This window comes from Micromonospora sp. DH14, assembly GCF_029809455.1.
Taxonomy (GTDB): Bacteria; Actinomycetota; Actinomycetes; order Mycobacteriales; family Micromonosporaceae; genus Micromonospora; species Micromonospora parva.
The window spans coordinates 42649-65714 of the sequence record NZ_JARVKT010000018.1 but is presented as its reverse complement, the minus strand read 5'-3'; the positions used below and the strand labels follow the sequence as shown (position 1 = coordinate 65714).

At 71.2% G+C, this 23066-nt stretch carries 17 protein-coding genes; 7 read left to right on the top strand and 10 right to left on the bottom strand.

Features of this window, described 5'->3' with window-relative positions; translation table 11 throughout:
• A complete protein-coding gene (locus tag QCZ28_RS22270) occupies positions 1-1017 on the top strand; it encodes a methyltransferase (protein WP_279518469.1) in 1017 nt (338 codons plus the stop codon).
• 89 nt (positions 1018-1106) lie between these two features.
• Here QCZ28_RS22270 and QCZ28_RS22265 read toward each other — a convergent pair whose 3' ends face one another.
• The gene (locus tag QCZ28_RS22265) at positions 1107-1958 is read right to left on the bottom strand and encodes an alpha/beta hydrolase (RefSeq protein ID WP_279518468.1); all 852 of its coding nucleotides are present in this window, start codon (positions 1956-1958) and stop codon (positions 1107-1109) included.
• 140 nt (positions 1959-2098) lie between these two features.
• On the opposite strand from QCZ28_RS22265, the gene QCZ28_RS22260 reads away from it, so the two are divergent.
• Both QCZ28_RS22260 and QCZ28_RS22255 read left to right on the top strand, forming a co-directional pair.
• Positions 2099-2965 (top strand): metallophosphoesterase, encoded by an 867-nt coding sequence (locus QCZ28_RS22260; RefSeq protein ID WP_279518467.1) that lies wholly within the window; start codon positions 2099-2101, stop codon positions 2963-2965.
• Positions 2966-3128: 163 nt separating this feature from the next.
• A complete protein-coding gene (locus QCZ28_RS22255) occupies positions 3129-3578 on the top strand; it encodes a hypothetical protein (RefSeq protein ID WP_279518466.1) in 450 nt (149 codons plus the stop codon).
• 34 nt (positions 3579-3612) lie between these two features.
• On the opposite strand, the gene QCZ28_RS22250 is transcribed toward QCZ28_RS22255, so the two are convergent.
• Positions 3613-4875 carry a helix-turn-helix domain-containing protein gene (locus QCZ28_RS22250; RefSeq protein ID WP_279518465.1) on the bottom strand — a complete coding sequence of 421 codons (1263 nt, stop codon included), beginning with the start codon at positions 4873-4875 and terminating at the stop codon, positions 3613-3615.
• 372 nt (positions 4876-5247) lie between these two features.
• Here QCZ28_RS22250 and QCZ28_RS22245 point away from each other — a divergent pair, with 372 nt between their 5' ends.
• Together QCZ28_RS22245 and QCZ28_RS22240 are read left to right on the top strand one after the other, a co-directional pair.
• Entirely contained in the window at positions 5248-6606 is a 1359-nt protein-coding gene (locus tag QCZ28_RS22245; RefSeq protein ID WP_279518464.1) for a hypothetical protein, read from the top strand.
• 41 nt (positions 6607-6647) lie between these two features.
• Positions 6648-7184, top strand: a complete 537-nt coding sequence (locus QCZ28_RS22240) for an NUDIX hydrolase (protein ID WP_279518463.1) — start codon at positions 6648-6650, stop codon at positions 7182-7184.
• Between the two features lie 605 nt (positions 7185-7789).
• Here the strand turns inward: QCZ28_RS22240 and QCZ28_RS22235 are convergent.
• The 3 genes from QCZ28_RS22235 to QCZ28_RS22225 form a co-directional block, all read right to left on the bottom strand.
• The gene (locus QCZ28_RS22235; RefSeq protein ID WP_279518462.1) at positions 7790-10177 is read right to left on the bottom strand and encodes a discoidin domain-containing protein; all 2388 of its coding nucleotides are present in this window, start codon (positions 10175-10177) and stop codon (positions 7790-7792) included.
• A 125-nt stretch (positions 10178-10302) separates the two neighbouring features.
• A complete protein-coding gene (locus tag QCZ28_RS22230; protein WP_279518461.1) occupies positions 10303-11343 on the bottom strand; it encodes a GDP-mannose 4,6-dehydratase in 1041 nt (346 codons plus the stop codon).
• A 265-nt stretch (positions 11344-11608) separates the two neighbouring features.
• A complete protein-coding gene (locus QCZ28_RS22225) occupies positions 11609-13462 on the bottom strand; it encodes an adenylyl cyclase (RefSeq protein ID WP_279518460.1) in 1854 nt (617 codons plus the stop codon).
• A 206-nt stretch (positions 13463-13668) separates the two neighbouring features.
• Between QCZ28_RS22225 and QCZ28_RS22220 the strand changes: the two genes are divergently transcribed.
• Positions 13669-14130, top strand: coding sequence for a hypothetical protein (locus tag QCZ28_RS22220; protein ID WP_279518459.1), 462 nt, complete (start codon positions 13669-13671; stop codon positions 14128-14130).
• Between the two features lie 91 nt (positions 14131-14221).
• Here the strand turns inward: QCZ28_RS22220 and QCZ28_RS22215 are convergent, their stop codons facing one another.
• Positions 14222-14971, bottom strand: a complete 750-nt coding sequence (locus tag QCZ28_RS22215) for an alpha/beta hydrolase (RefSeq protein WP_279518458.1) — start codon at positions 14969-14971, stop codon at positions 14222-14224.
• A 122-nt stretch (positions 14972-15093) separates the two neighbouring features.
• On the opposite strand from QCZ28_RS22215, the gene QCZ28_RS22210 reads away from it, so the two are divergent.
• Entirely contained in the window at positions 15094-18132 is a 3039-nt protein-coding gene (locus QCZ28_RS22210) for a BTAD domain-containing putative transcriptional regulator (RefSeq protein WP_279518457.1), read from the top strand.
• Between the two features lie 7 nt (positions 18133-18139).
• Here the strand turns inward: QCZ28_RS22210 and QCZ28_RS22205 are convergent, their stop codons facing one another.
• From QCZ28_RS22205 to QCZ28_RS22190, 4 genes are all read right to left on the bottom strand, one after another.
• Positions 18140-18688 carry a dihydrofolate reductase family protein gene (locus tag QCZ28_RS22205; RefSeq protein ID WP_210862741.1) on the bottom strand — a complete coding sequence of 183 codons (549 nt, stop codon included), beginning with the start codon at positions 18686-18688 and terminating at the stop codon, positions 18140-18142.
• 73 nt (positions 18689-18761) lie between these two features.
• Positions 18762-19364 (bottom strand): hypothetical protein, encoded by a 603-nt coding sequence (locus tag QCZ28_RS22200; RefSeq protein WP_279518456.1) that lies wholly within the window; start codon positions 19362-19364, stop codon positions 18762-18764.
• A gap of 17 nt (positions 19365-19381) precedes the next feature.
• Positions 19382-21220, bottom strand: a complete 1839-nt coding sequence (locus QCZ28_RS22195; protein WP_279518455.1) for a prolyl oligopeptidase family serine peptidase — start codon at positions 21218-21220, stop codon at positions 19382-19384.
• Entirely contained in the window at positions 21221-22999 is a 1779-nt protein-coding gene (locus QCZ28_RS22190; RefSeq protein ID WP_279518454.1) for an N-acetylglutaminylglutamine amidotransferase, read from the bottom strand. It lies immediately after the preceding gene.
• Positions 23000-23066 lie beyond the last annotated feature (67 nt).

Genomic DNA, 23066 nt, shown 5'->3' with positions numbered 1-23066 from the left:
ATGATCACTCCCACTCCCCTCATGCGTCTGGTGGCCGGTGTGTGGGGGTTCAAGACCCTCGCGGCCGGCGTCGAGCTCGGCCTGTTCACCAGGTTGGCCGGTGGGCGGACGATGACCGTCGAGGAGGCCGCCGCCGAGTTCGGGTTGCCCGACCGGCCGGCGGACCTGTTGCTGGCCGCCAGTGCCTCGCTCGGGCTGCTGGAGAGGGCCGGCGACGCGTACCGCAACTCCGAGTTGGCCGAGCAGTTCCTGGTCGAGGGTCGCCCGTACTACTTCGGCGCGCAGATCCGCTACTCCGACCTGCGCACCTACCTGCCGTGGCACCGCATCGGCGAGGCACTGCGCACGGATCGGCCGTTGACCTGGGACCCGGAGGCCCAACAGTCGATGTTCGACACCGCCGACCCGGAGATGCTGGCGCAGTTCTGGGACGCGATGTTCTCCACGTCCAGCTTCACCGCCAGCGCGTTGGCCGACGCGTACGACTTCTCGGCGCATCGCCGGCTGCTCGACGTCGGCGGCGGGGCCGGCGCGTTCCCGATCGAGTTCTGCCGCCGCCTGCCCGAGTTGCGGGCGACCGTCCTGGATCTGCCGCACGTCTGCGTCAGGGCCCGGGAGCGGATCGCGGAGGCCGGCCTTACCGGGCGGATCGACGCGGTGGCGGGTGACTTCCTCGCCGACCCGGCGCTGCCGACGGGCCACGACGTCATCCTGCTCAGCATGATCCTGCACGACTGGGACGAGCCGACGAACCGGGCGTTGCTGACCCGGTGCCACGCGGCGTTGCCGCCCGGCGGGGCGATCGTCGTCTGCGAACTGCTGCTCAACGACGAACGCACCGGGCCACCCGAGGCGGCGCTGATGGGGATGAACATGCTCGTCGAGACCGAGGGCGGGCGCAACTACTCGGGCGCCGAGTACGCCGCCTGGCTCACCGACGCCGGTTTCGTCGACGTGCGTACGGTGCCGTTCGACGCACCGGGGGCGAACGGCGCGGTGGTGGCCCGCCGGGCCTGACCGACGACGACACCCGGCCCCGGTGCGAACCGTGGGCCGGGTGTCGCGGCGCCTCACGGCGCTGGCGTCCGATCGGCTACCGGTACGGGTCAGGCACGCGCCTTGGCCGGCTGCTTCATGAAGTCCAGAACCGCCTTGTTGATCTCGTCGGCGTGGGTCCACGGGATGCCGTGCGGCGCGCCCTTGAGCGTGATGAGCTGGCCGGTCGGCATCATCGGCCCGAGCCGCTGGCCGGTCACCGGGTAGGGCAGCACCCGGTCCTGGTCACCCTGAATGATCAGCACCGGAATATTGATCTTCGGCAGGTCCGGACGGAAGTCTTCCTGCCAGGCGTCCACACTGTCGTGGGTGGCCTTGCCGGAGGCCATCGCGCCGATCTGCCAGTGCGCCCGGTACGCCTCCTCGCTGACCCGCTTGCCCATGTTCTGGTCCGGGTTGAAGAACGCGTCGCAGAAGGACGTCAGATAGGCGAAGCGGTCCTTCAGGATGGCGTCCTGGAAACCCTTGAAGAGGTTTCTCTCGACACCCTCCGGGTTGTCGTTGGCCTTGGCCAGCATCGGTTGCAGCGGGCTGATCAGCACGGCCCGGCTCACCCGTTGCGAGCCGTAGTTACCGAGGTAGCGGACCACTTCGCCGGTGCCCATCGAGTGACCGATCAAGGTCACCTCGTTCAGGTCCAACTCGGTCATCAGCACGTCCAGGTCCGCGGCGAACGTGTTGTAGTCGTACCCGAACGCCGGCTGGGCGGAGTTGCCGTTACCGCGCCGGTCGTAGGTGATCGTCCGGTATCCGGCGTTGAGCAGCGCGGTGGTCTCCTTCTCCCAGGTCGCGCCGTTGAACGGGAAGCCGTGGATCAGCACCACCGGCTTACCGGAACCGTGATCCTCGTAGTACAGGTCGATGGGCGCGGAGTTTTCCGTCCCCACGGTAATGAAAGGCATGTTTGTCTCCTGCTCCGGTTTCGGGCTGTCGGACGCCCCGCGCTTTCCCGCCGGGTCGACGGATATGCGGGCGTCCGGACACGCTCAGAAGCCCCGGACAGGGGTGTTCCGATCGGGTAGCGACGGCCTAGCCTCGGGTGGTGAGCCTTCCGCCCCGACTGCGGGCTGTCAGCGACCTGCACGTCGGGCACCCACTGAACCGGGCGTTCGTGCGGGAACTACGCCCCGACAACGACGGCGACTGGCTGCTGGTCGCCGGTGACGTCGCCGACCGGTTCGCCGACATCGAGTGGGCGCTCGGGCTGCTGAACAGCCGCTTCGCGCGCGTCGTCTGGGCACCCGGCAACCACGAGTTGTGGACGCCACCGAACGACAGGGTCACCCTGCGCGGCGAGGAGCGTTACCGCGAGCTGGTCCGGATGTGCCGACGGCTGGGCGTGCTCACCCCGGAGGACCCGTACCCGGTGTGGGACGGCGACGGCGGCCCGGCCACCATCGCCCCGCTGTTCGTGCTCTACGACTACACGTTCCGGGTGCCGCAGGCCCGCACCCAGCAGGAGTCGCTGGCCCTGGCGTACGCGGCCGGGGTGGTCTGCACCGACGAGATGCTGCTGCACCCCGACCCGTACCCCAGCCGGGAGGCGTGGTGCACGGCCCGGATCGCCGAGACCGAACGCCGGCTGACCGAACGCGACCCGGCGTTGCCGACGGTGCTGGTCAACCACTACCCGCTCGTGCGGGAACCCACCGACATCCTGCGCTACCCGCTCTTCGCCCAGTGGTGCGGCACCGTCCGCACCAGCGACTGGCACCTGCGCTTCGGCGCGGCCACCGTCGTGTACGGGCACCTGCACATCCCCCGCACCACCTTCCACGACGGGGTGCGCTTCGAGGAGGTCTCGCTGGGCTACCCGCGCGAGTGGCAACGCCGGGGGCCGGTGCCCGACCCGGTACGCACCATCCACCCGGCCGACGACCTGCGCCGGCGTTCGTCCGTCAGCGGGTGAGGTTGTCAGGGGTTCCGCAGCGGCCGGAACGCGGCACGCACCTCGGCGGAGAAGACGTCCGGCTCCTCCCACGCCGCGAAGTGCCCGCCGCGGTCAGCCTCGTTAGCGCCGAAACGCGAATCGCGGACGCGCCTCGGCGTCGGACACATGAGATGATCAACCGATGGGCCAGGCGGACGACGTCGACGACAACTGGCTGAACGGTGAGGACATCATCTGTCCGGAGTGCCACGAACGGCTCTACCGCCTCGACCACTCGCCACTTCTGGACTGCTACTTCCTCTACTGCGACAGCTGCCCGATGCGGGTGGACATCAGCTACTACGACAGCACGTGTATGGCCATCGCGGACGCTCTGCCGTCCCGGGACGACGCCTACCCCACGCTGATGGCGGCACTTGAGGCACGGCTGCGCCCCTGCGACTGCGGCGGGCGGTTCCGGGACTCGGCACCCCGGCGCTGCCACCGGTGCTCCACCGTCCTGACGGCCATCAGCGCACCCTCCGGCGTCGATGTCTGGCCAGGCTGGTGGACAGCCGAGACGGACACCGGAGCCGTGGAAGAGCAGTTCACCGCCAGGTACTTCCGCACGGAAAACCTCTGGGAGCACTGACGCCCGGCCTACAACCTGCGCCTGCGCTCGTCCATCAGCGGGTGAGGCCGACCACCGTGGCCAGTCGCGCCACGCCGGCCGGTGCCGGCTGCGCGCGGGCGACATCGGCGATCACGGTACGCGCCAACGACCGGCACCGAACCTCAGCCGGCGCGACACTGTCCGCGTCGACAAGCGCGCGAGCAGCCCCGCGCAGGTCACCCACCTGGAGGCACGCCCGAGCGACGTTTACCAGGTACGCGCCCCGATACTCGGCCGGCAACCGCCGCCACCCCTCCCGCCGCACGATTGTCGAGTGCCGTCGTAACGCCTCGACGGCGTCACCCCGCTGAGCCGCCACCAGTACCCGGGCCAACTCGACGGCGGTCGCGCCGAAGCTGATGCGATGCGGGTCGTCGTACCCCCTCAGGCTGGCGGCGACGCCAGCGGCCCGGTCGATCAGCGCGTCAGCGCGACGGTGCTCACCGCAGCCAGCGGCGGCGAGAGCGGCCTGCACCAGCAGGGTCCCACCTACCGCCCAATCCCCCGCCGACCGCTGCCGCGAGGGCGCACCCTTGCCCTCGCCCTCGCCCTCGCCTCGTTGATCATGAGGTTGGCGGGCGATTTGATCTCCACGAAGCCCGCCAACCTCATGATCAGCCGGGTGGGAGAGGGGCGGGAGGATGCGGTTCGCCGCCGTTTGGGTCACGGTCAGGGCTAGGCGGTCGCGGCTGGAGGCGCGGAGCGCCTGGGCTACCGAGATGGTCGCCGTTGCGGCCAGGATCGGGTCGTCGCCGGCGGCGGACATCGCCCGGTCGGCGGCCAGCCACGCGAGGTCGGCCTCGCCGAGCTTCACCAGCAACGACGAGGTGATTCGGTACGCCTGCACCCGCAACTCCTGTGCCTGGGCGGCCTGGGCTGCGTCGAGCAGACTCGGCAGGAGCCTTACCAACTGGCCGTAGTGCGCGTGCTGGTAGCTCAACCAGGCGTACCCGACCTGCCTCCTCAGCTCGTCCGTCTGCTGCGCGGCTTGCGGGATGTCGTAGCGTGCGAGGGCGGCGCGGATGTCGTCCACCCCCTCCGGCGTGCCCGCCGGGGTGCTGCGCTGCTGGCCGAGCAGCACCTCCGGGTCGACCCGCAGGACGTGGGCCACCTCCTGAATCACCGAGTACCGGTCCAGAGCGCGGGCACCCCGCTCAATCTTGTCCACCCAACTCTTCGACCTGCGCAGCCGATCGGCGAGCATCTGCTGCGTCATCGACCGCCGCACTCGCCAGCGGGCGACGCGGCGGCCGATCGGGAGGTTATCGCTGCTCACGCCGCCACCGCCGGTCCGGGACCGCCCGAGTGGTGTCCTCCACCGGCACGCGCTCTTCCTCGGCCCGAGCCAGAAGGCGCTGTTTGGCAGCCTCCCGCTCGGCCGCCTCTGACTCTTCGCCCCTGCTCGCTGACTCGTCGCCCTGCATGACCACCTCCGCAAACCCGGGCGCGACGTTCAGATTTGGTCGGCTACCCAGGACTCCTGCAATCACCGAAGCCGGTTGCCGATCGACGGACCAGATGGCAAGCAATGCGTGCGATTGCGCTGCTCAGGACGTGGGTTGCGCAGGGTTGCGCCGGTCCCCATAGGACCTCGACAACCCTTAGGGTCGTCACTAGTTGTAGTTGACTGATGCCTGGAGGCGGACCCATGGCGCGACCGGTGACGAACGCGGCGTTCGAGGGGCTGCTGCTTGCCGCTGGCTACGGCAACGCGCACGCTGCCTTCGCCCGCCAGCTCAATCACGCGGGCCGCGACCAGGGCACCTGGCGATACGACGCCGCCAGCGTCTACTGGTGGTTACGCGGTCGCCGGCCAGGCGAACACGTCCAGGCCGCCATGGCCGAGACGCTAACCCGCAAGCTCGGTCGCTCCGTCCCTGTTACGGAACTGGGCTTCGGACACGCCGAAAACATCGGAACCTGCGTCTATCCCGGGTCCGTTGATAGCGCGATAGGTACCGCCGAGCAGATCTGGACGAGACTCGCCAGGCGCCTCAACCCACAAGTCAGCGGGGCGTTCGATACCGGCAAAGCACTACAGGCGGCACTCGGTTGGCGGTATGACCTGCCCGACGAGACGGCCAGCCGGAGCGGCCGACAGCAAGTCACCCCTACCGACGTCCAGTCGCTGTACGCGCTCGCGGACCACTTCACCGATCTCGACCGACGTCACGGCAGCGGCTCCTCGCGCACCCGCGCGCTCATGGCCGACTTCCTCGTTCGCCAGGTCGTACCCATGCTGCACGGCACTTACACCGAGGCCGTGGGACGCGACCTCATGCGGGCAACTGCGACATTGTGCGGGCAGCTCGCCTTCATGTCCTACGACGCGGGCGACCACGCCACCGCCCAACAACACGTGACCGTTGCCTTGCGGCTCGCCAAGGCCGCCGATGACCGCCTCTACGGCGCTCACCTGCTGGCCAACCTCGCAACCCAGGCCGTGCACCTGGGCCATTCCCGGGACGCGGCCCGGCTCGCCGAAGCGGCCATCGACGGGGCAGGGCGGGCGCCGGCCGCCGTGCTGGCTCGGCTGCACGCCACCGCCGCGACCGCCTACGGGCAGTCCGGCGAGCGACGTGGCTGCCAACTCGCGCTCGCCAGAGCCGAGCGTGCCCTCGACCGCACAGGCGCAGCCCCCGGTCCGCGCTGGGTCACCTACTTCAGCCCGGCCCACCTCGCCGGAGCCGCGTTGAGGTGCCTCGGTGACCTACAGCTGTATTCGCAGGCCCTTAACCACGCCCCCGACGCTCTCACCCTTGCCAGCGAAAACACCCGTACGCGCGCCCTGCACACCGCTCTCCTCGCCGTGACCCATGCCCGCGCCGGGGACACAGACGCCGCCTGCATCTGGGGTCGGAAGCTGGCACAGCACGCCTCGGATATCCATTCGGCACGTGTTCAACAGCGCGTCCGCGAACTGAGTGCGGTGCTCAGCCCTCAGCAGGCGTCGCCCCAGGTCAACGAAGTGCTGCATAGCCTCGCGGCCCTGCCGACAGCCGCGTAGCGCGAGAGCCCCACCTGGGCTCGTCCGCTAGCGTCACCGAGGTGACATGGACGGAGCCCGCCACGTGGTACGCCAACCTGGCTTCCTTCTACGCCGCCGCCGCTGCCTTCATCACCGACCCGGCCGGCAACGTGCTGCTCGTCAAACCCACGTACCGCGACCACTGGGCCTTCCCCGGCGGCTACGTCGAAGATGGCGAGTACCCACATGATGCCTGCGCCCGTGAGATCCGAGAGGAGTTGGGGATCTCCGTGGTGGTGGGTGACCTTCTCGTAGTGGACTGGGCACCGCCCGCCGGGCAGCGGCCACGGGCAATTGTCAGCTTCACGTTCGACTGCGGGTCCGTTGCCAGCCTCGATCGTCTCGATCTGCCGAGAGAGGAGTTAGAGGACGCTGCCTTCTTCTCGCCTCGGGAGGCCGAGCACCGTCTTCCCGACAACGTCGCCATACGAGTCCACGCGGCGATGAGCGCGCGTGAACAACAGGTTCCGCTGTATCTTGCTGGCGGCTCGATTGTCGCGCTGTCTTCAGTTCACGGAGCAGAACACGAGGCAGGGCCTCGGTCGCATACTGGGTGAACACAATCCGGTCGTGCAGGTCGCGTCGTCCGTCGCCCACTGGCTCACAGAGCTGATCAAGGGGTCTACAAGCGGCGTGCTTACTCGCCGCTTTATCGGGCATGGATCGGGCGTGCTAGGACGTGATGTCGGCCGCGCCATCACCGTCGACGGGTTGCCCTCGCACCCTGGATGGCCCAGACGTTGGCGAGAAGAAGTCCGCCGACGAGCCCAGCAAAGAGTGCGCCTCCCCACGATCCGATCAGCAGACCCGCAAGCAGACACAGCGCCGATGTGAGGACCTGTGCAGAGCTTGCGGTCACTGCGACCCCAAATGCGATCGCGGCCAGGCCAGCGACTAGGGAGAATGGTCCCGCTCCACGCGGCCAGGCATGATCACTGCGATGCGCAGCCCGCTCGGCTTTGGTCACGGCCGAGATACTGCCATGCCGGCTGATCAAGGACGGAAAGGCCAGCGGCAGGCTGTTGCCGTCCCGCCTCCCGCCGACCACGGCTCTCGGGGCTGAGCAGGCCAGAATGACGAGGACCTTGGTCGAAGGGCGGCTCGCGTCCGCTCGATGAGATGGACGGCCGCCGGTCGGCGTCCGGCGGCCGCCCACGTCCAATCAGCTGGCGTAGACCTCCAGCGTCGACAACTGCCCAGCCGGCCAGCCCGTGTTACCCGTGACGGTGATCCGCACGTAGCGCGCCTGCGCGGCGGTGAACGTCAGCGTCACCTGATTACCGCTGGCAGGGTCGAACGTCCGCCCCGCCGAGCCGACGAGCGTGCCGAAGCTGCCCCCGTCGGCGCTCCCGTGCACGGACAGGGTCTGCGTCCGAGCGCCCCACGCCGACGACGGCGGCAGCTTCAACACCACCCGCCCGACCGTGCGCGTCGCACCCAGGTCGACCTGGACCCACTGCGGGAACGCGTCGTTGGCGCTCTCCCAGTAGCTGTTCGGGTCACCGTCGACCACGTTGCCCGACCCGTAGCTCTGGACGTGGCTGCTCTCCGACGTGGATCGGCCCCGGGCAAGGTCCGAGTTGGCTGCGGCGTCGGTGGTCACGGTGACGGCGTTCGACGCGGTCGAGGTGTTGCCGGCGGCGTCGCGGGCGACGACGGTGAACGTGTACGCGGTAGAGGCGCTGAGCCCACTAACCGTCGCCGTGGTGCCGGTGACGGTGGCGACCACCGTGCCGCCCTGGCGTACCTGGTAACCGGTCACCCCGGTGTCGTCGGTGGCGGCCGTCCAGGACAGGGACACGCTCGTCGACGTCTTGCCCGTGACGGCGAGGCCGCTCGGGGCGGTCGGCGGGTTGTCCGGGACGGTGCTGCCGGCGTACACCTCGACCTTGGCGAGCTGGCCCGCCGGCCAGCCGGTGTTGCCGGCGATGCTGAGCCGGATGTGGCGGGCCGTGGTGGTCGTCAGCGTGCGCGTCACGGTGTTGCCGGTGGCCGGGTCGAAGGTGAACGCGGAGGCGGCGGCGATGGTCGAGAAGGAGCTGCCATCGACGCTGCCCTGCACCGTGATGGTCTGGGTACGCGCGCCCCAGCCGGCGGGCAGCCGCACGACGAGCTTGTTGACCTGGTGGTTGGCGCCGAGGTCGACCTGCCACCAGTGCGGGAACGCGCCGCCGCCGCTCTCCCAGTAGCTGCCGGCGTCGGAGTCGACGGCGTTCGACGCCGGGAACGGGCCGTTCTGGCTGCTGGCCGCTGTGGACCGCCCGGCCGCGAGGTCACCGCCGGTCGGGGGCGGGGTGCCGACCATCGGCGGTGTGGGCCGGACGGCGGTGAGGGCGAGCTGCCCCTTGAGCATCCGGCCGCCGTCGGCGGTGATCCGCAGGTAGTAGTCGGCGGAGCAGGCGACGCCGTCCTCGTCCAGGGCGCGGATGTTCGCGCCGGCCGGGGTGGTGGCCTGGGTCTCGGACGTCTTGGCGATCTGGTTGCCCTCGTTGTACTCGTCGAACATGGACACGTACAGGCCCTGGGAGCCGAGCCGGACCATGTTGTAGATGTGCCGCCAGTAGAAGTCGCCGTGTTTGCGGTGCCCACCGGCCAGGTCGCCGGGCATCACGCAGGGCAGGTAGTCGATGCCGCGGGCCGCGCAGTCGGCCATGTCGCCGACGTTGACGTTGTTGTAGTACGAGTCCAGCTCCTCCACCGTCCTGGCCCGGTAGACCATCCACGGCGAGATCGCGTGGAAGGCGTGGTAGACGTCGAGGAAGCCGGGGCGGGAGTCCTCGATGCCCTGCCGCCACCAGGTGGGCACGCCGCCGATGACGTAGCAGCCCTGCGCCTTGAACCAGTTGATCACCTCCAGGCAGGGCCCGGGGGTGAAGGGCCGGCTGGGTTCGCTGAACCCGAAGCCCCAGATGCAGACGACCGGCTTGCCGTTCTGCCGGGCGTACGCGGACGACGCGGTGTGCGCCGCCATCTTCGTCGTCCAGTCGGTCTTGATCTCCGACTGGAAGCTGAACCAGTCGGTGACGTCGTACATGATGTAGAACTTGCGGCTGTACCGCTCGGCCGCGGAGCGCACCTTCTGCGCCATCGCGTCGCGGGTCGGGCCCTCGTCCCCCATCGGGTTGAACCGTTGCAGGGCGGCGGTGTCGCAGCCGTACTCCTGCATCCAGCGGAAGTGGGTGTCCACCGTCTGCTGGTCGTACGAGGAGAAGAGGGTGGCCGGCTGGCCGTTGCCCAGGTTGGGGTACGCGGTGGGGTAACTGCGGGTGTACTCCCGCATGTCGGGCCAGGACACGATGGTGGTGTTGGCGGGCGAGGGCGGCTGGAACCGGTCGCGGCTCCAGTGCCACCACCCGCCGATCGGCGCGCCGTCGCCGGGGGCGCTGAACCAGCCCTGGTAGCCGACGGTCACCTTGCCGACCACGTCCCCGGGGGGACTGGCGGCGTGCGCGGGGCCGGCCATTGTGGTGAGCAGCTCGGTGGTGGAGGCGGTGGCGAGGGCGGACCCGGCCAGTACCGATGTGACGAACCTGCGGCGGGACACCGCCATGACGGCCACTCCTTCTTCGACGGAAGGCATTGACGGTCATCGTGGCAGCAGTGGATGCCGCACCGCAAGAGTGAGACTGTTCGATGAAATTCCCGATCAGATGACGGGAAATACGCGCTGGACTGTCAGCGACTGAGCGCCCACGCCGGGGACAGGATCTGGCTGCCGGTCTGGCGCCGGCGCGCTTCGCGCACCGTCATCCGGACGCCCTCGGTGAAGCCGACAGTGGGGTGCCAGCCGAGCAGCTCGCGCGCCCGGCGGGTGTCCAGCGCCATGTCGCGGACCTCACCCCACCAGGGCAACGGCTCGTAACGGGCCACCTCGTCGACGCCGAACGCCTCGCGGACCGTGTCGTACACCTCGTTGACGCTGGTCTGCCGTCCCGAGGCGATGTTGACAGTCCCCACCCCGTCGTGGTGACAGGCGAGCGCGATCGCCTCGGCGACATCGCCGACGTAGACGAAGTCCCGGGTCTGCGTACCGTCGCCGTGGATGACCGCCTGCCGGCCCCCGAGCAGCGCGTCGACCATCAGGGACACCACACCGCAGTCGCCGCCCTCCTGCCGGGGCCCGTAGACATTGCCCAACACCATCGAGGTGTACGACAGGCCGTGCTGACGTCCGTACCAGTCGAGGTAGTGCACGCCGACGGCCTTGCTGACGCCGTACGGGCTCACCGGCGCGATCGGGTGGTCCTCGCGCACCGGCAACTCGTCCGCGGCGACGCTGCCGAAGATGTCGCTGCTGGTCGCGTTGACGATCAGCCGTACGCCGCTGCGGGCGCAAGCGTCCAGCACGTTGACGGTGCCGAACACGTTGACGTCGGCGTCGTACAGCGGTGCACGACGGGCCGTGGGAAGGCTCGGCTGCGCGGCGAGGTGCACCACCACGTCCGGCTGCCACTCGTGGATGACCTCGACACCCTCCGACGCGCGGATGTCACCGGAGATGACGTCCGCCTCGGTCAACCCGCCGCACACGGCGTCGGCCAGGTTCTCGATCCGGCCGGTGGAGAAGTTGTCGAGCACCCGGACCTGGCTGCCCATCAGCATCAGCCGGGCGACCACGTGGCTGCCGATGAAGCCGGCGCCTCCGGTGACCAGCACGCGCCGGGGCACCAGGCCCGTCGGCGAATCGACACCGACGGCGGTGACGGGCAGGTCCATGAGGAACTCCTTGGAACGACGGAACGGTCGGCCCGCAGCTGCAACCGGCCGACCGTAACCCACCCAACAGCTACCAAACGGACACTTAGCCCAATGTCCCGGGTGGATACCCGAGATTCGGTCCCTTGAGGTCAGTTTTGCGCCAATCAGCTGCACGTCGCCGGTGACGCTAGTAATTTGCGCGGCCTGTGCGTCGATGGCTGCTTGTCGAGACGGCGCCGGAGCCGAGACCGGCTCCGGCACCGTCGTTACGCCCGGATCCCCGCTACGGGCTCGGGTACTGGCTCAGGTAGACCGGGGCGCCGACACGAGTCGTGTCAGCCGCGTCGCCGACGCCGTTGACCACGTGGTCGATCGTGCCGGCGCTGAGGTTGACGGTCATGATGTGGTGCAGTCGCACCCCCGGCCGGTTCGGGACCTCGAAACCGTTCTCGGTGTGGATCGACGGGTTGTTCTGGTTGAAGACGTACACCCCGCCGCCGTACAGGGTGTGGTGACGCACCCGGTCACCGACCTTGTACCCGGCCCAGCCCTCGACCGGGCCGTTCATCCAGTCGGCCTGCGTCGGCGGGTCGTACGGCAGCTCGTTCTGGTAGAGGATCGTGGTGCCGTGCTCGCCGTTCCAGACCGTGTTGTACCGCTGGAAGTGCTCGACGAACAGCCCGGTAGCGGTCACCCGGTCGCCGTTGATGACGGCCCCGTAGCGACCGGTGTTGGTCCGCCAGCGGTCGGTGTCACCGTTGACGCCCTCGGTGAAGCCCTCGACGCCGTGATCGCCGCGCCACACCCAGGTGTGGTCGATGAGCACGTTGTCGCTGTTGACCTCCAGCGCGGTGTTCGTCCGTCCGATGTGCGGACCGCCGACCCGGAAGTACACGTCGGAGAGCGTGGTCGGGTTGTGCGGGCTGCTCGCGTTGTGGCCGTGCTGGCGTCCGACCCGCAGCAGGACCGGCGACTCGACGGTGCCGGCGTCGATCGTGACACCGGCGACGATCACCCCGGGCACACCGGCCACGTCCAGCGGGATCGTGCCGTTCACGGCGGTGAGCGTGGCGTGCCCGATCCCGAGCACCACGGTGTCCGGACGCCGGACCTCGATGCTGCGCGCGATGTCGTACGTGCCGGGGGTGAGCAGCAGGTGCTTGCCCCGGGCCAACTGGCTGTTGATGACCCGCACCGGGTCGGAGGGCTTGGCGATGAAGAAGTCGCCGATCCCGATGGTCCGCCCCGGCGTCATGCCGTCGGCCCAGGAGACGCCCCGGCTGTCCCGCTGAGCGGCGGGCACCCGCACCTGGTAGCGGCCCTTGCCGTCGACGAAGAGGTAGGGCTTCTCCCGGCTGAGCGGGGTGGTCTCCAGCGTGGTGTACGGCGGGTCGGGGAAGCTGGCGTCGTCCGGCGCGCCCTCGACACCGGCGAACACCTGGTTCCACACCGCGTTGGACCAGCCCGCGACCTCGCTGTTGCGGGTGAGCCACTGCTGCTGGGAGCCGTTGGTGGTGGCGGGCAGCCGCGAGTCGGCGATGAAGCCGCCGCTGGCGTACTGCGGACCTGCCGTGCAGTAGTCCATCAGCGACAGACCACCACCGCCGATGTTCAGCCGGCGCATCGACACCGCCTGGGACACCGCCCAGAAGTTCGCCGACGACCGACAGTCGTCCTGGCCGGCCGCGTTGATGGTGAGCGAGAGGTTGGACAGGGTGCGCCAGAAGTTCACCAGCGCCAGGCAGTTGCCGGTGCCGCCGTCGGCCAGGCAGCGGTTGTAGACCTCGAGTTTGCCGGTGATGGCCACGTCGGTGGGCGAGGCGCCCAGGCCGGACACCTCGGTGTAGTAGCCGACCCTGGCCTGCAACGGTTGCGCGGCGGTGCCGTACGTGCCCGGCTTGAACAGGTAGGCGTGCCGCTCGCTACCCATCTCGTTGTCGACCTGCCGGGCGTGCGCGGCGTCGAGGGTCTGCTGGATCTGGCCGACCGGCATGGACGGGTCGAAGATCGTCACGTTCGGGCCGAAGTCGGGCGCGCCGTGCGTCGGGCGGCCGGCGGTGGCGGCGGTGCTGGACATGGTGACGGCGGCGGTCACCACCAGGGCAAGGGTGAGGGTACGTCGGGACGGGCTTGTCATGTGGTTCGTCCTCTCCGCTGACCGGACCGTCTCGTCCGGCGCAGCTGGGGCGGCGTGAGAGCGCTCTCTGACCACAGCGGCCGAGAACGGGTCGCGCGCCGAAGGGGTCGACATGTTTCTACCCGTTAATTCGGCCGGCCGCCATGACCGGGACGGCGAACTTCGCACCGGGCGGAGGAGGATGACAGGCGACCTGGGAGGTGCCGATGCCGATCGACCCACTGCCCCACCTGGACGAACACACCACGATCATCAACGCCGGGCCCGACCGGGTCTGGCCCCACCTGATCGACGTCGTGCAGCGGTCCTTCTCGCGGTTCGGCGCGAGCGGGTACGCCCGCCTGGTGCGTGCCGCCGACCCCGTCATGTCCGGGCCCCGACCTCTCACCGAGGGCTCGACACTGCCCGGATTCCACGTCGCCACCGCGATCCCCGGTCAGGAGCTGGCCCTGCGGGGCAGCCACCGGTTCTCGACGTACGCGCTGATCTTCCGCCTCGACGCCGACGGTCCGACCCGGTCACGTCTGCGCGCCGAGTCACGCGCCGTCTTCCCCGGCCTGGCCGGCGGCCTGTATCGGCAGATCCTGCTGGCCTCGGGCGGCCACGTGCTCGGCGTACGCCGCCTGCTCGCGGCGGTCCGCCGCCGATCCGAGCAGGACCCCCGGTAACCTTCCGACGATCGTGCACTTTGTGCTGCCGTAACGCGGCTTCCATGCCTTGTGTCACCGCAGAAAGTGCACGATCGCGAATCGGGGTCGGTCAGGTCAGGAACTCGTCGATCATCGGGGCCAGCCAGTCGGCGCGCTGCGGGATCGTGGTGTGGGTGGTGCCGGGCAGGATGGCCAGCCGGCAGGCCGGCAGGCCGGTCAGGTCGCCGGGCACCGCGCCGCCGAGCAGCCGGAACATGTGCACCGCGTGCTCGGGTTGGACGATGTCCGCGTCGCCCAGCACGATCATGGTGGGTGCGGCCAGCGCGCGGATCTGCTCGGGCGTCCACCGGGGCAGGTTCGCGTCCAGCACCTTCATCTTCGTGACCAGGGTGGCCCAACCCGCCGGGTCCGGAGCGGTGCGCAAATACTCCTCGTGGAACTCCGAGCCGTGCAGGTGCTCCGGTTGCAGGTCCTGGATCCCGTCGAGCAGCCCGGGGTGCAGGCCGTCCTCGTCGAAACTCACCGAGGCGAGCACGAGGCGGCCCACCCGGTCGGCGTGGTGGGTGCCGAGGCGCAGCGCCACCGCCGCGCCCATGCTCCAGCCGAACACGTCCGCCCGCCCGATGCCCAACCGGTCGAGCAACTCGACGACGTCGGCGGCGAAGTGCTCCACGGTCAGCGGACGGTCCACGTCGGGGGTGTGGCAGTGGGCCTGCAACTCGACGGCGATCACCCGCCGGGTCTTCGCCAGCGACGGCAGGATCGTGCCGAACGACGTACCGATGCCGGAGAGCGCCCCGTGGATCAGCACCAGCGGGCGACCCTCACCATTGCCATGCGTCTCGTGGTAGATGTCCATGCCCACACCGTGCGCCCGCGCGCTTACGGTCGACTTCAGGTCGCCTTACCGGCGTCGGTGCCGGTGTCGAAGCCCCTGGCCGGCCTGCGGCGGGCCCGGACGGCGCCCGGCAAGGCCCTAAGATGACCGCCGTGCAGTTCGGGGTGCTCGGGCCGCTCGCCGTGACCACCGACGCCGGCGAGCCGGTGGTGGTGCCCGGCACGAAGGTACGGGCGTTGCTGGCCGACCTGCTGGCCAACCGCAACCAGGTGGTCTCGGCGGACCGCCTCATCGACGACCTGTGGGGTGACGACTCCCCCGCCAACCCGGCCGGCGCCCTCCAGGTGCGGGTGTCGCAGCTGCGTAAGGCGCTCAACGACGCCGAGCCGGGCGCCCGTGAGCTGGTCGAGTCCCGGCCACCCGGCTACCTGCTGCGGGCCGACGCCGTCGACGCGGATCGGTTCGTCGACCTGAGCCGCAGCACCGATGTCGAGCGGCTGACCGAGGCGCTGGCACTGTGGCGCGGCGAGGCGTACGCCGACGTGGCCGACGCCGCTTTCGCCAGTGCCGAGGCGGCCCGGCTCGCCGAGCAACGTCTCGTCGTGCAGGAGCGGTTGGCGCAGGCCCGGCTGGCCCGGGGCGAGCACGACCTGGTGGCCGCGGACCTGACCGAGCTGGTCGCCCGCCATCCGCTGCGCGAGGGGCTGCGGGCGGTGCAGCTGCGCGCGTTGTACGCGGCGGGCCGCCAGTCCGAGGCGTTGGACAGCTACGCCGACCTGCGCGAACGCCTCGCGGAGGAGTTGGGCCTCGACCCCGGCCCGGAGCTGGTCGCCCTGCACCGCAGAATCCTCGAACAGGACGCCGGCCTCAGCGCCCCACCCAAGGCGGCGATCATCCGGAACAGCCTGCCGGCCCAGCTCGACGAGTTGGTCGGTCGGGCCGAGGCGTTGGCCGAGCTGCGGGCGCTGCTGTCCCGGCAGCGGCTGGTCACGCTGGTCGGCCCGGGTGGCGTCGGCAAGACCCGCCTGGCCACCGAGACGGCCCGCGCGCGGTCCTTTCCGGACGGCGTCCAGCTGGTCGAGTTGGCGCCGCTGCCGGCCGGTGACGCCCGGGTCGCCGAACAGGTGCTCGGCGCGCTGGGCGGCTACGAGGCCGCCGGCACGAGCCTGTCCCCCGCCGACCGGGTGGTCAGCGCCCTGCGGCACCGGCAGCTGCTGCTCGTGCTGGACAACTGCGAGCACGTCATCGAGCCGGTCGCCGAGCTGGTCGCCCGGCTGCTGCGCGACGTGCCCGGGGTGAGCGTGCTGGCCACCAGCAGGGAGCCACTCGGGCTGACCGGTGAGCAGCTCTGGGAGGTACCCCCGCTGCCCGTGCCGGACGACGGTGACCTGGACACGGTCCGGCGCTCGGCGGCGGCCCGGTTGTTCGTCGCCCGCGCCGCCGCGCAGCAGCGCGGTTTCCGCCTCGACGGGCAGAGCGCGGCGGCCGTGGCCCAGCTCTGCCGTCGCCTCGACGGCCTCCCGCTGGCGCTGGAACTGGCCGCGACCCGGGTGCGTGCGCTGGGCGTGCGCGGGGTGGTGGACCGGCTCGACGACCGGTTCCGGCTGCTCACCACCGCGCAGCGGGACGTGCCACCCCGACAGCGGACGCTCACCGCGGTGATCGCCTGGAGCTGGGACCTGCTGGACGAGACCGACCGGATGGTGCTGGCCCGACTGGCGGTGTTTCCGGACGGGTGCACCCCGCACGCCGCCGAACACGTCTGCCGCACCGACCTGGACACCCTGGCCCGACTGGTGGACCGATCGCTGGTGGTGCTCGACGACTCCGGCGCGGCCCCGCGCTACCGGCTGCTCGAATCGGTGGCCGCGTTCTGCCTGGAACGCCTGAGCGACGCCGACGAGGTACGCGCCCGGCACGCCGCCTACTACACCGAGCTGGCCGAGCGCGCCGACCCCGGGCTGCGCGGGGCCGAGCAGCGGCGCTGGCTGGCAGAGCTGGACGCCGAGACGGCGAACCTGCGTGCCGCGCTGGGCCACGGTGGCGGGCTGCGGCTGGCCGTCGCACTGAGCTGGTACTGGTTTCTGCGTGGCCGGCTCACCGAGGCACGGCGTGCCCTGTCGATGCGCGGCGAGCTGGCGCAGGAAGCCCGCGCGGCGGCCTGGCGGGTGGGCTTCGCGCTGTTGCGGGGCGACGCCGTCGCGCCGGCGCAGGTGCGCGCCGCGGTCGCCGGCGACCCGGACGGGCGGGGCGCCTGGTTCGCGGCCAACGCGGTGACCGACCACAGTGACCTGGCCCTGGCGGCGGAGCTGTTGCCCACCCCCGCCGACGCGTGGACCGGGGCCGCGGTGCTCACCACCCAAGCCAAGATCGCGCACGTGCTGGGCGACCAGGCGGCGCTGGAGCGGGCGGCGACCCGCAGCGCCGCGCTCTTCGCCGACCTCGGCGACCGGTGGGGGCAACTTCAGGCGACCGGGTGGGTGGGCGCGTTGGCGGAGATGCGCGGCGAGCACGACCGCGCCGCCGCACTGCACCGCGACGGGCTGCGCTGGGCCGAGGAGCTGGGGCTGTGGCCGCAGGTCGGCACCGAGCTGTCCTGGCTGGCGTGGCTGGCGGTGCAGACCCGCGACTACCCGCAGGCCAGGGAGTTGGCCGAACGCGCGTACCGGCTGGCGCGGGAGCAGGACTCCCCCAGCGCGCTGGTCTTCGCCGAGATGAGCCTCGGGCTGGCCGCCCGCCGCGACGGCAAGCTCGATCTGGCCGTCACCCACCTCACCAACCTCGTCGAGCGGGGCCGGGCCGAGGCCCAGCCGGCGCTGTACCTGCCGCCGGTCCTGGTCGAGCTGGGCCACGCGGTCGAGCAGGGCGGCGACCCGGACGCCGCGCTGGCCCTGCACGTCGAGGCGTTCGAGGTCGCTGAGGCGATGGCCGCGCCCCGCGACGCGAGCTATGCCCTGGAGGGGATGGCGTCGGCGGTGCGGGCGCCGGAGGCCGCCGCCCGGTTGCTCGGCGCGGCCGCCGCGGCGCGGCTCGCCACGCAGGCTCCGCCCGCCCCGGCCGAACGCGACGAGATCGAGCGGGTGACCGATCGGGTGCGCGCCGCGCTCGGTCGGGAACGCTTCGACGCGCTGGTCGCCGAGGGCGCGAAGCTGAGCCCGGGCGAGGCCCGGGCTCAGCTCTGACCGGTGCTCAGCGCTTCGGCTGGTACGAGGCGACGATCACGCCGCTCTTGTGCACCCGGGTGTCGACCAGGTCGAACGACGCCTTGAAGTCGGTCAGCGGCACGGTCACGCTGGCGGCACCCTCCAGCACGGGGTGGATCCAGAACCGGACCTCGTCCACCAGACCGGCCCGGATCAGCTGGGCGGTGACCGAGCCGAAGCCGTACTGGATGATGTTCTTGCCCTCCTGGGCCTTGAGCGCGGTGACCGCCGCGACCAGATCGCCCTGGAGCACCTCCGTGTTGTTCCAGGTGGGGTTGGTCAGGGTGGTGGAGGCGACGTACTTCTTGACGTTGTTGAAGTACGCCGCGCCCGTGGTCGGGTCGCTCTCGTCCATGTTCGGCCAGGCCACGGACATGCCGTCGTAGGTTGCCCGGCCCATCAGCATCGCGTCCGCCTCGTCGGTCTGCGCTCCGGCGAGGCTCATGGCCTCCTCGTCGAAGTACGGCCCGGTCCACATCGGGTTCTCGATGACGCCGTCGAGGGTGATGTAGGTCGAGTTGATGAGCTTGCGCATCGGTTTCTCCTGGGTGTCGGTCGTGCTCTCCGGTGACACCCAGAACTCTGCCGGCGACCGCTTACGATTCGCTTCAGGTGCCCTTTCGCGGGTCCGGGAGCGGGCCCGACGACGGGCCTGACAGCGGGCCCGACGGCGGGTCCGGAAGCGGGTCGGTCAGCGGGATCGGCAACGCCTGCGGGGTCACCGCGCCGCCGCCGGTCGAGTGGGCCGGGGCGGGACGGTCGCCGACGCGGCTGTGCAGCCGCCCACGCCCGGCCGGCCCGGCGCGGCGGGTCACCTCGACAGTCACCATCCGCACCGGCGGTGGCGGTACGGCGAACCGCCCGACGCCCCACCGCACCCAGATCGGGATCCGGCCGGCGTCCGCCTCCGCGCGCAACTTCTGCACGGTGCGGGCCCGGTCGGTGTGGTCGACCTCCACCACCACGGGCGGGCCGTCCGGGCGGGCGCACGCCACGTCGAGCACCGAGTGCCGCTGCTGAAGCGGCGGTGGCAGCGGCAACACGCTGGGCGCGCGCCGGTAGACCCGCCAACCCTGGCCCTCGGCCCACCGCACCACCGCGTCGATCACCCGCGCGGTGACCTCGTCGGTGTCCAGGTCGACGAACGTCAGCTCGGCCAACCAGCGGCCCAGGTCCGCGGCCAACCGCTCGCCCTGCGCCGCGACCTCCACCGGCGCAGGATAACGCCTCAGCCGAGCACGCTCGCGGTGGCGGCGAGATGCCGGGTCAGCCAGGCGGTGGTGGCCGTCCGGGCCGCCTCGGCGTTGGCACGGCTCAGGAAGTCGTGCCCCTCACCGGCGAGCACCAGGTGCCCGTACGGCACACCCCGGGCGGCGAGCACCTCGGCGACCTGCGCCGACTCGCCCGCCGGCACGTTGGTGTCGTTGGCGCCGTGGATGAGCAGCACCGGCACGTCGAGCCGGTCGATGTGGGTCATCGGCGACAGGTCGCGCAGCAGGTCCGCGTCCCGCCGCGGGTCGCCGTACTTGCTGACGGCGGCTGCGGCGATCCACGGCTCGGTGCCGGCAAAGAAGGTGTGGAAGTCGGAGATGCCGCACTCGGCGACCCCGGCGGCGAACAACCCGGGGAAGTTCACCAGTGCCGCCAGGACCAGATAGCCGCCGTAGGAGCGGCCCAGGCAGCCGAGCTGACCGGGCCGGGCGACACCGGCGTCGACGAGGAATTCGGCGCAGGCCGCCACGTCGGCGATCGCGCCGTAGCGGCCGGCGAGGTTGTCGGCGACGACGAAGGAACGGCCGAACCCGGACGAGCCGCGCACGTTGGGCGCGAACACCGCGACGCCCTGCGCCACCAGGGCCTGGAACAGCGGGTGGTAACCGGGACGCTCCTGCGCCTCCGGACCACCGTGCAGGCTGATCGCGGTGGGCCAGGGGCCCGGCCCGGCCGGGCGGTAGAGCCAGCCGGAGAGCGGCAACCCGTCGCGGGCCCGCAGGTCGACAAGGTGCGGCGCGACACCGGCGTCGTCGGTACGCGCGGCGGTGTCCGACCGCAGCGGGCGCGACGCCCCGGTCGACGGGTCGACCAGCCACACCTCGCGGGGCCGCACCGGCCCCTGCGCGGTGAGGCAGAGCAGGCCGCCGTCGGCGGCGAAGACGGCGTCGCCGAGCACCTCGCCGGGGGCGGTGACGGCCCGCTGCACCCCGGTGGTGAAGTCGAGCAGGCTCAGCTCGCTGCGCCCGCCGTAGGTGTTCCACAACAGCGCGCCGCGCTGCCCGTCCGCGCTCGGCGTGACGTGTTCCAGTTCGGCGTCCGGCCGCCCGGCGAGCCGGGTCGGCGGTTGCTCCGGTCGGGTCAGGTCGACCCGCACCAGCGCGGCCAGCTCCGAGTACGCGTCGGTGCGGGCCAGCACGCTCGTGCTGTCCGGGCCGAACCACCCCTGGTCGGTGCTGCCCCGCCCGCTGTCCGGCAGCAGCCGCCGGCGAACCCCGGTGGCCACGTCGAGCAGTTCCAGCCAGCGGGCGTTACGCGGGCCGCGACGCAGCAGCGCCGCCCCGCCGTCGGCGGTGACGTCCAGGAGGGTGAGCAGCTCACCCTCGGCGAGCACCCGCCGGTGTCCGGTGGCCGCGTCGACCAGGAGGGCCCGCCCGCGCTCGTCGGTCTCGGTGACCGCCATCAGCGCGCCGCCGGGCAACCAGCCGGCCAGTGTGGCGCTGCGCCGGCCGAACCCGGCGACCTGGCGGCGTCGCGTACCGTCCGGGCGCAGCACCCACAGCTCGGTGCGGGGCGCACCGCCGGGGGCGACGACGCAGGCCAGCCACTGCCCGTCCGGGGACCAGCTCAGCGCGAGCACCGGCTCGTCGCCGACGGGCAGCGCGACGGGCGTGCCCGCGTCCACCTCGCAGACCCAGACGCCGGGCGTACCCGCCCGGTCGGAGAGGAACGCCACCCGGCGGCCGTCCGGCGACGGCGCGGGAGCGAAGTCCGCACCCACCGGCGACGACACCGGCCGAGGGCTCGCGGGTCGGGCCCGCCGGGCGGTGCGCGGCGCCTCGGTCCGTACGCTCATCTAAACCCCGATCCGCTGCAACCAGAGCTCCAGCAGCCCGAGCTGCCAGAGCGCGTTGGAGCCCAGCGTGGTCCGCCGGGCGTTCGGCGCGTCCAGCAACTCCTCCAGGTAGTCCTTGCGGAACAGACCCCGCTCGCGCGCCGGCCGGGCGGTCAGCGCGTCCCGCACGTCGTCGAGCAGCGGGCCGCCGAGGTGCCGGATGGCGGGCACCGGGAAGTAACCCTTGGGCCGGTCGATCACCTCGTCCGGGACGATGCCCCGGCTCGCCGCCTTCAGCACACCCTTGCCGCCCTGCGCGAGCTTCATCGCCGGTGGGCAGGCGGCGGCCAGCTCGACCACCTCGTGGTCGAGGAACGGCACCCGGGCCTCCAACCCCCACGCCATCGTCATGTTGTCGACCCGCTTCACCGGGTCGTCGACCAGCATCACCAGGCTGTCCAACCGCAGCGCCGCGTCCAGCGCGGTGTCCGCGCCGGGCGCGCCGAAGTGCGCGGCGACGAACTCCAGACTGGCGTCGTGGTCGAGCATCCACTCGGGCGCCAGGTGCCCGCCGAGCGCGTCGTGGCGACGATCGAAGAACACCCGGGCGTACGCCTCGACGGCGTCCGCGCGGGCCACGTTGGCCATCGGCGGGTACCAGTCGTAGCCGGCCAGGATCTCGTCCGCGCCCTGCCCGGACTGCACCACGGTGATCCGCTGCGAGACCTCCTCGGAGAGCAGGTGGAACGCCACGCAGTCGTGGCTGACCATCGGCTCGCTCATCGCCGCGATGGCCTGGTGCACGGCGGGGACGAAGCGCTGCGCGCCGATGCGGATCTGCTGGTGGTCGGTGTCGAAGTGGCGGGCCACCAGGTCGGAGTAGTGGAACTCGTCGCCGCTCTCCCCCGCCGCCGCCTCGAAGCCGATGCTGAAGGTGGCCAGGCCGCTCTGGCCCTGCTCGGCCAGCAGGGCGACGATCAGGCTGGAGTCGAGACCACCGGAGAGCAGCACGCCGACCGGCACGTCGGCGACCATCCGCCGACGTACGGCCGCGCGCAGTGCGGCCATGAGCCGTTCCTGCCACTCGTCGACGGACATGGCGGGAGCGGCGGCCCGGTTGAACTCCGGCCGCCAGTAGGTGGTGTCGGTGCTCCGACCGTCCGAGGTGATCACCCGCACGGTGGCCGGCGGGAGCTTGCGGACCCCGGTGAGGATCGTGCGGGGCGGCGGCACCACCGAGTGGAAGCTCATGTAGTGGTGCAGCGCCACCGGGTCGAGGTCGGTGTCGACGTCACCGGCGGCGAGCAACGCCGGCAGCGTCGAGGCGAAGCGCACCCGGCCCGGCCCCTCGGCCAGGTAGAGCGGCTTGATGCCGAGCCGGTCCCGGGCCAGCACCACCGTGTGCGTGGCCACCTCGACCACTGCGAACGCGAACATCCCGTAGAACCGTTCGACGCAGGCGGTCCCCCACCTGTGGTACGCCTTGAGGATCACCTCGGTGTCCGAGGTGGACCGGAAGACGTAACCGGCGGCGGTCAGCTCGTCGCGCAACTCCCGGTAGTTGTAGATGCAGCCGTTGAACACCATGGCCAGACCCAGCTCGCTGTCGACCATCGGCTGCGCCCCCGCGTCGGACAGGTCGATGATGCGCAGCCGGCGGTGCACCAGTGCCACCGGTCCGTGCTGCCACCGCCCCTCGCCGTCCGGGCCCCGGGAGGCCAGCGCGGGGAGCATCCGCTCGACGGCCGCCAGGTCCGGTGGTGACCCGTCGAGGCGGAGTTCGCCGCCGATACCGCACATTCGCACGCACCTCTCATCGGCTGGGTCCGCTGGGCCGCTGACCGGTCCAGGCTTGGCGGGCCGGGTT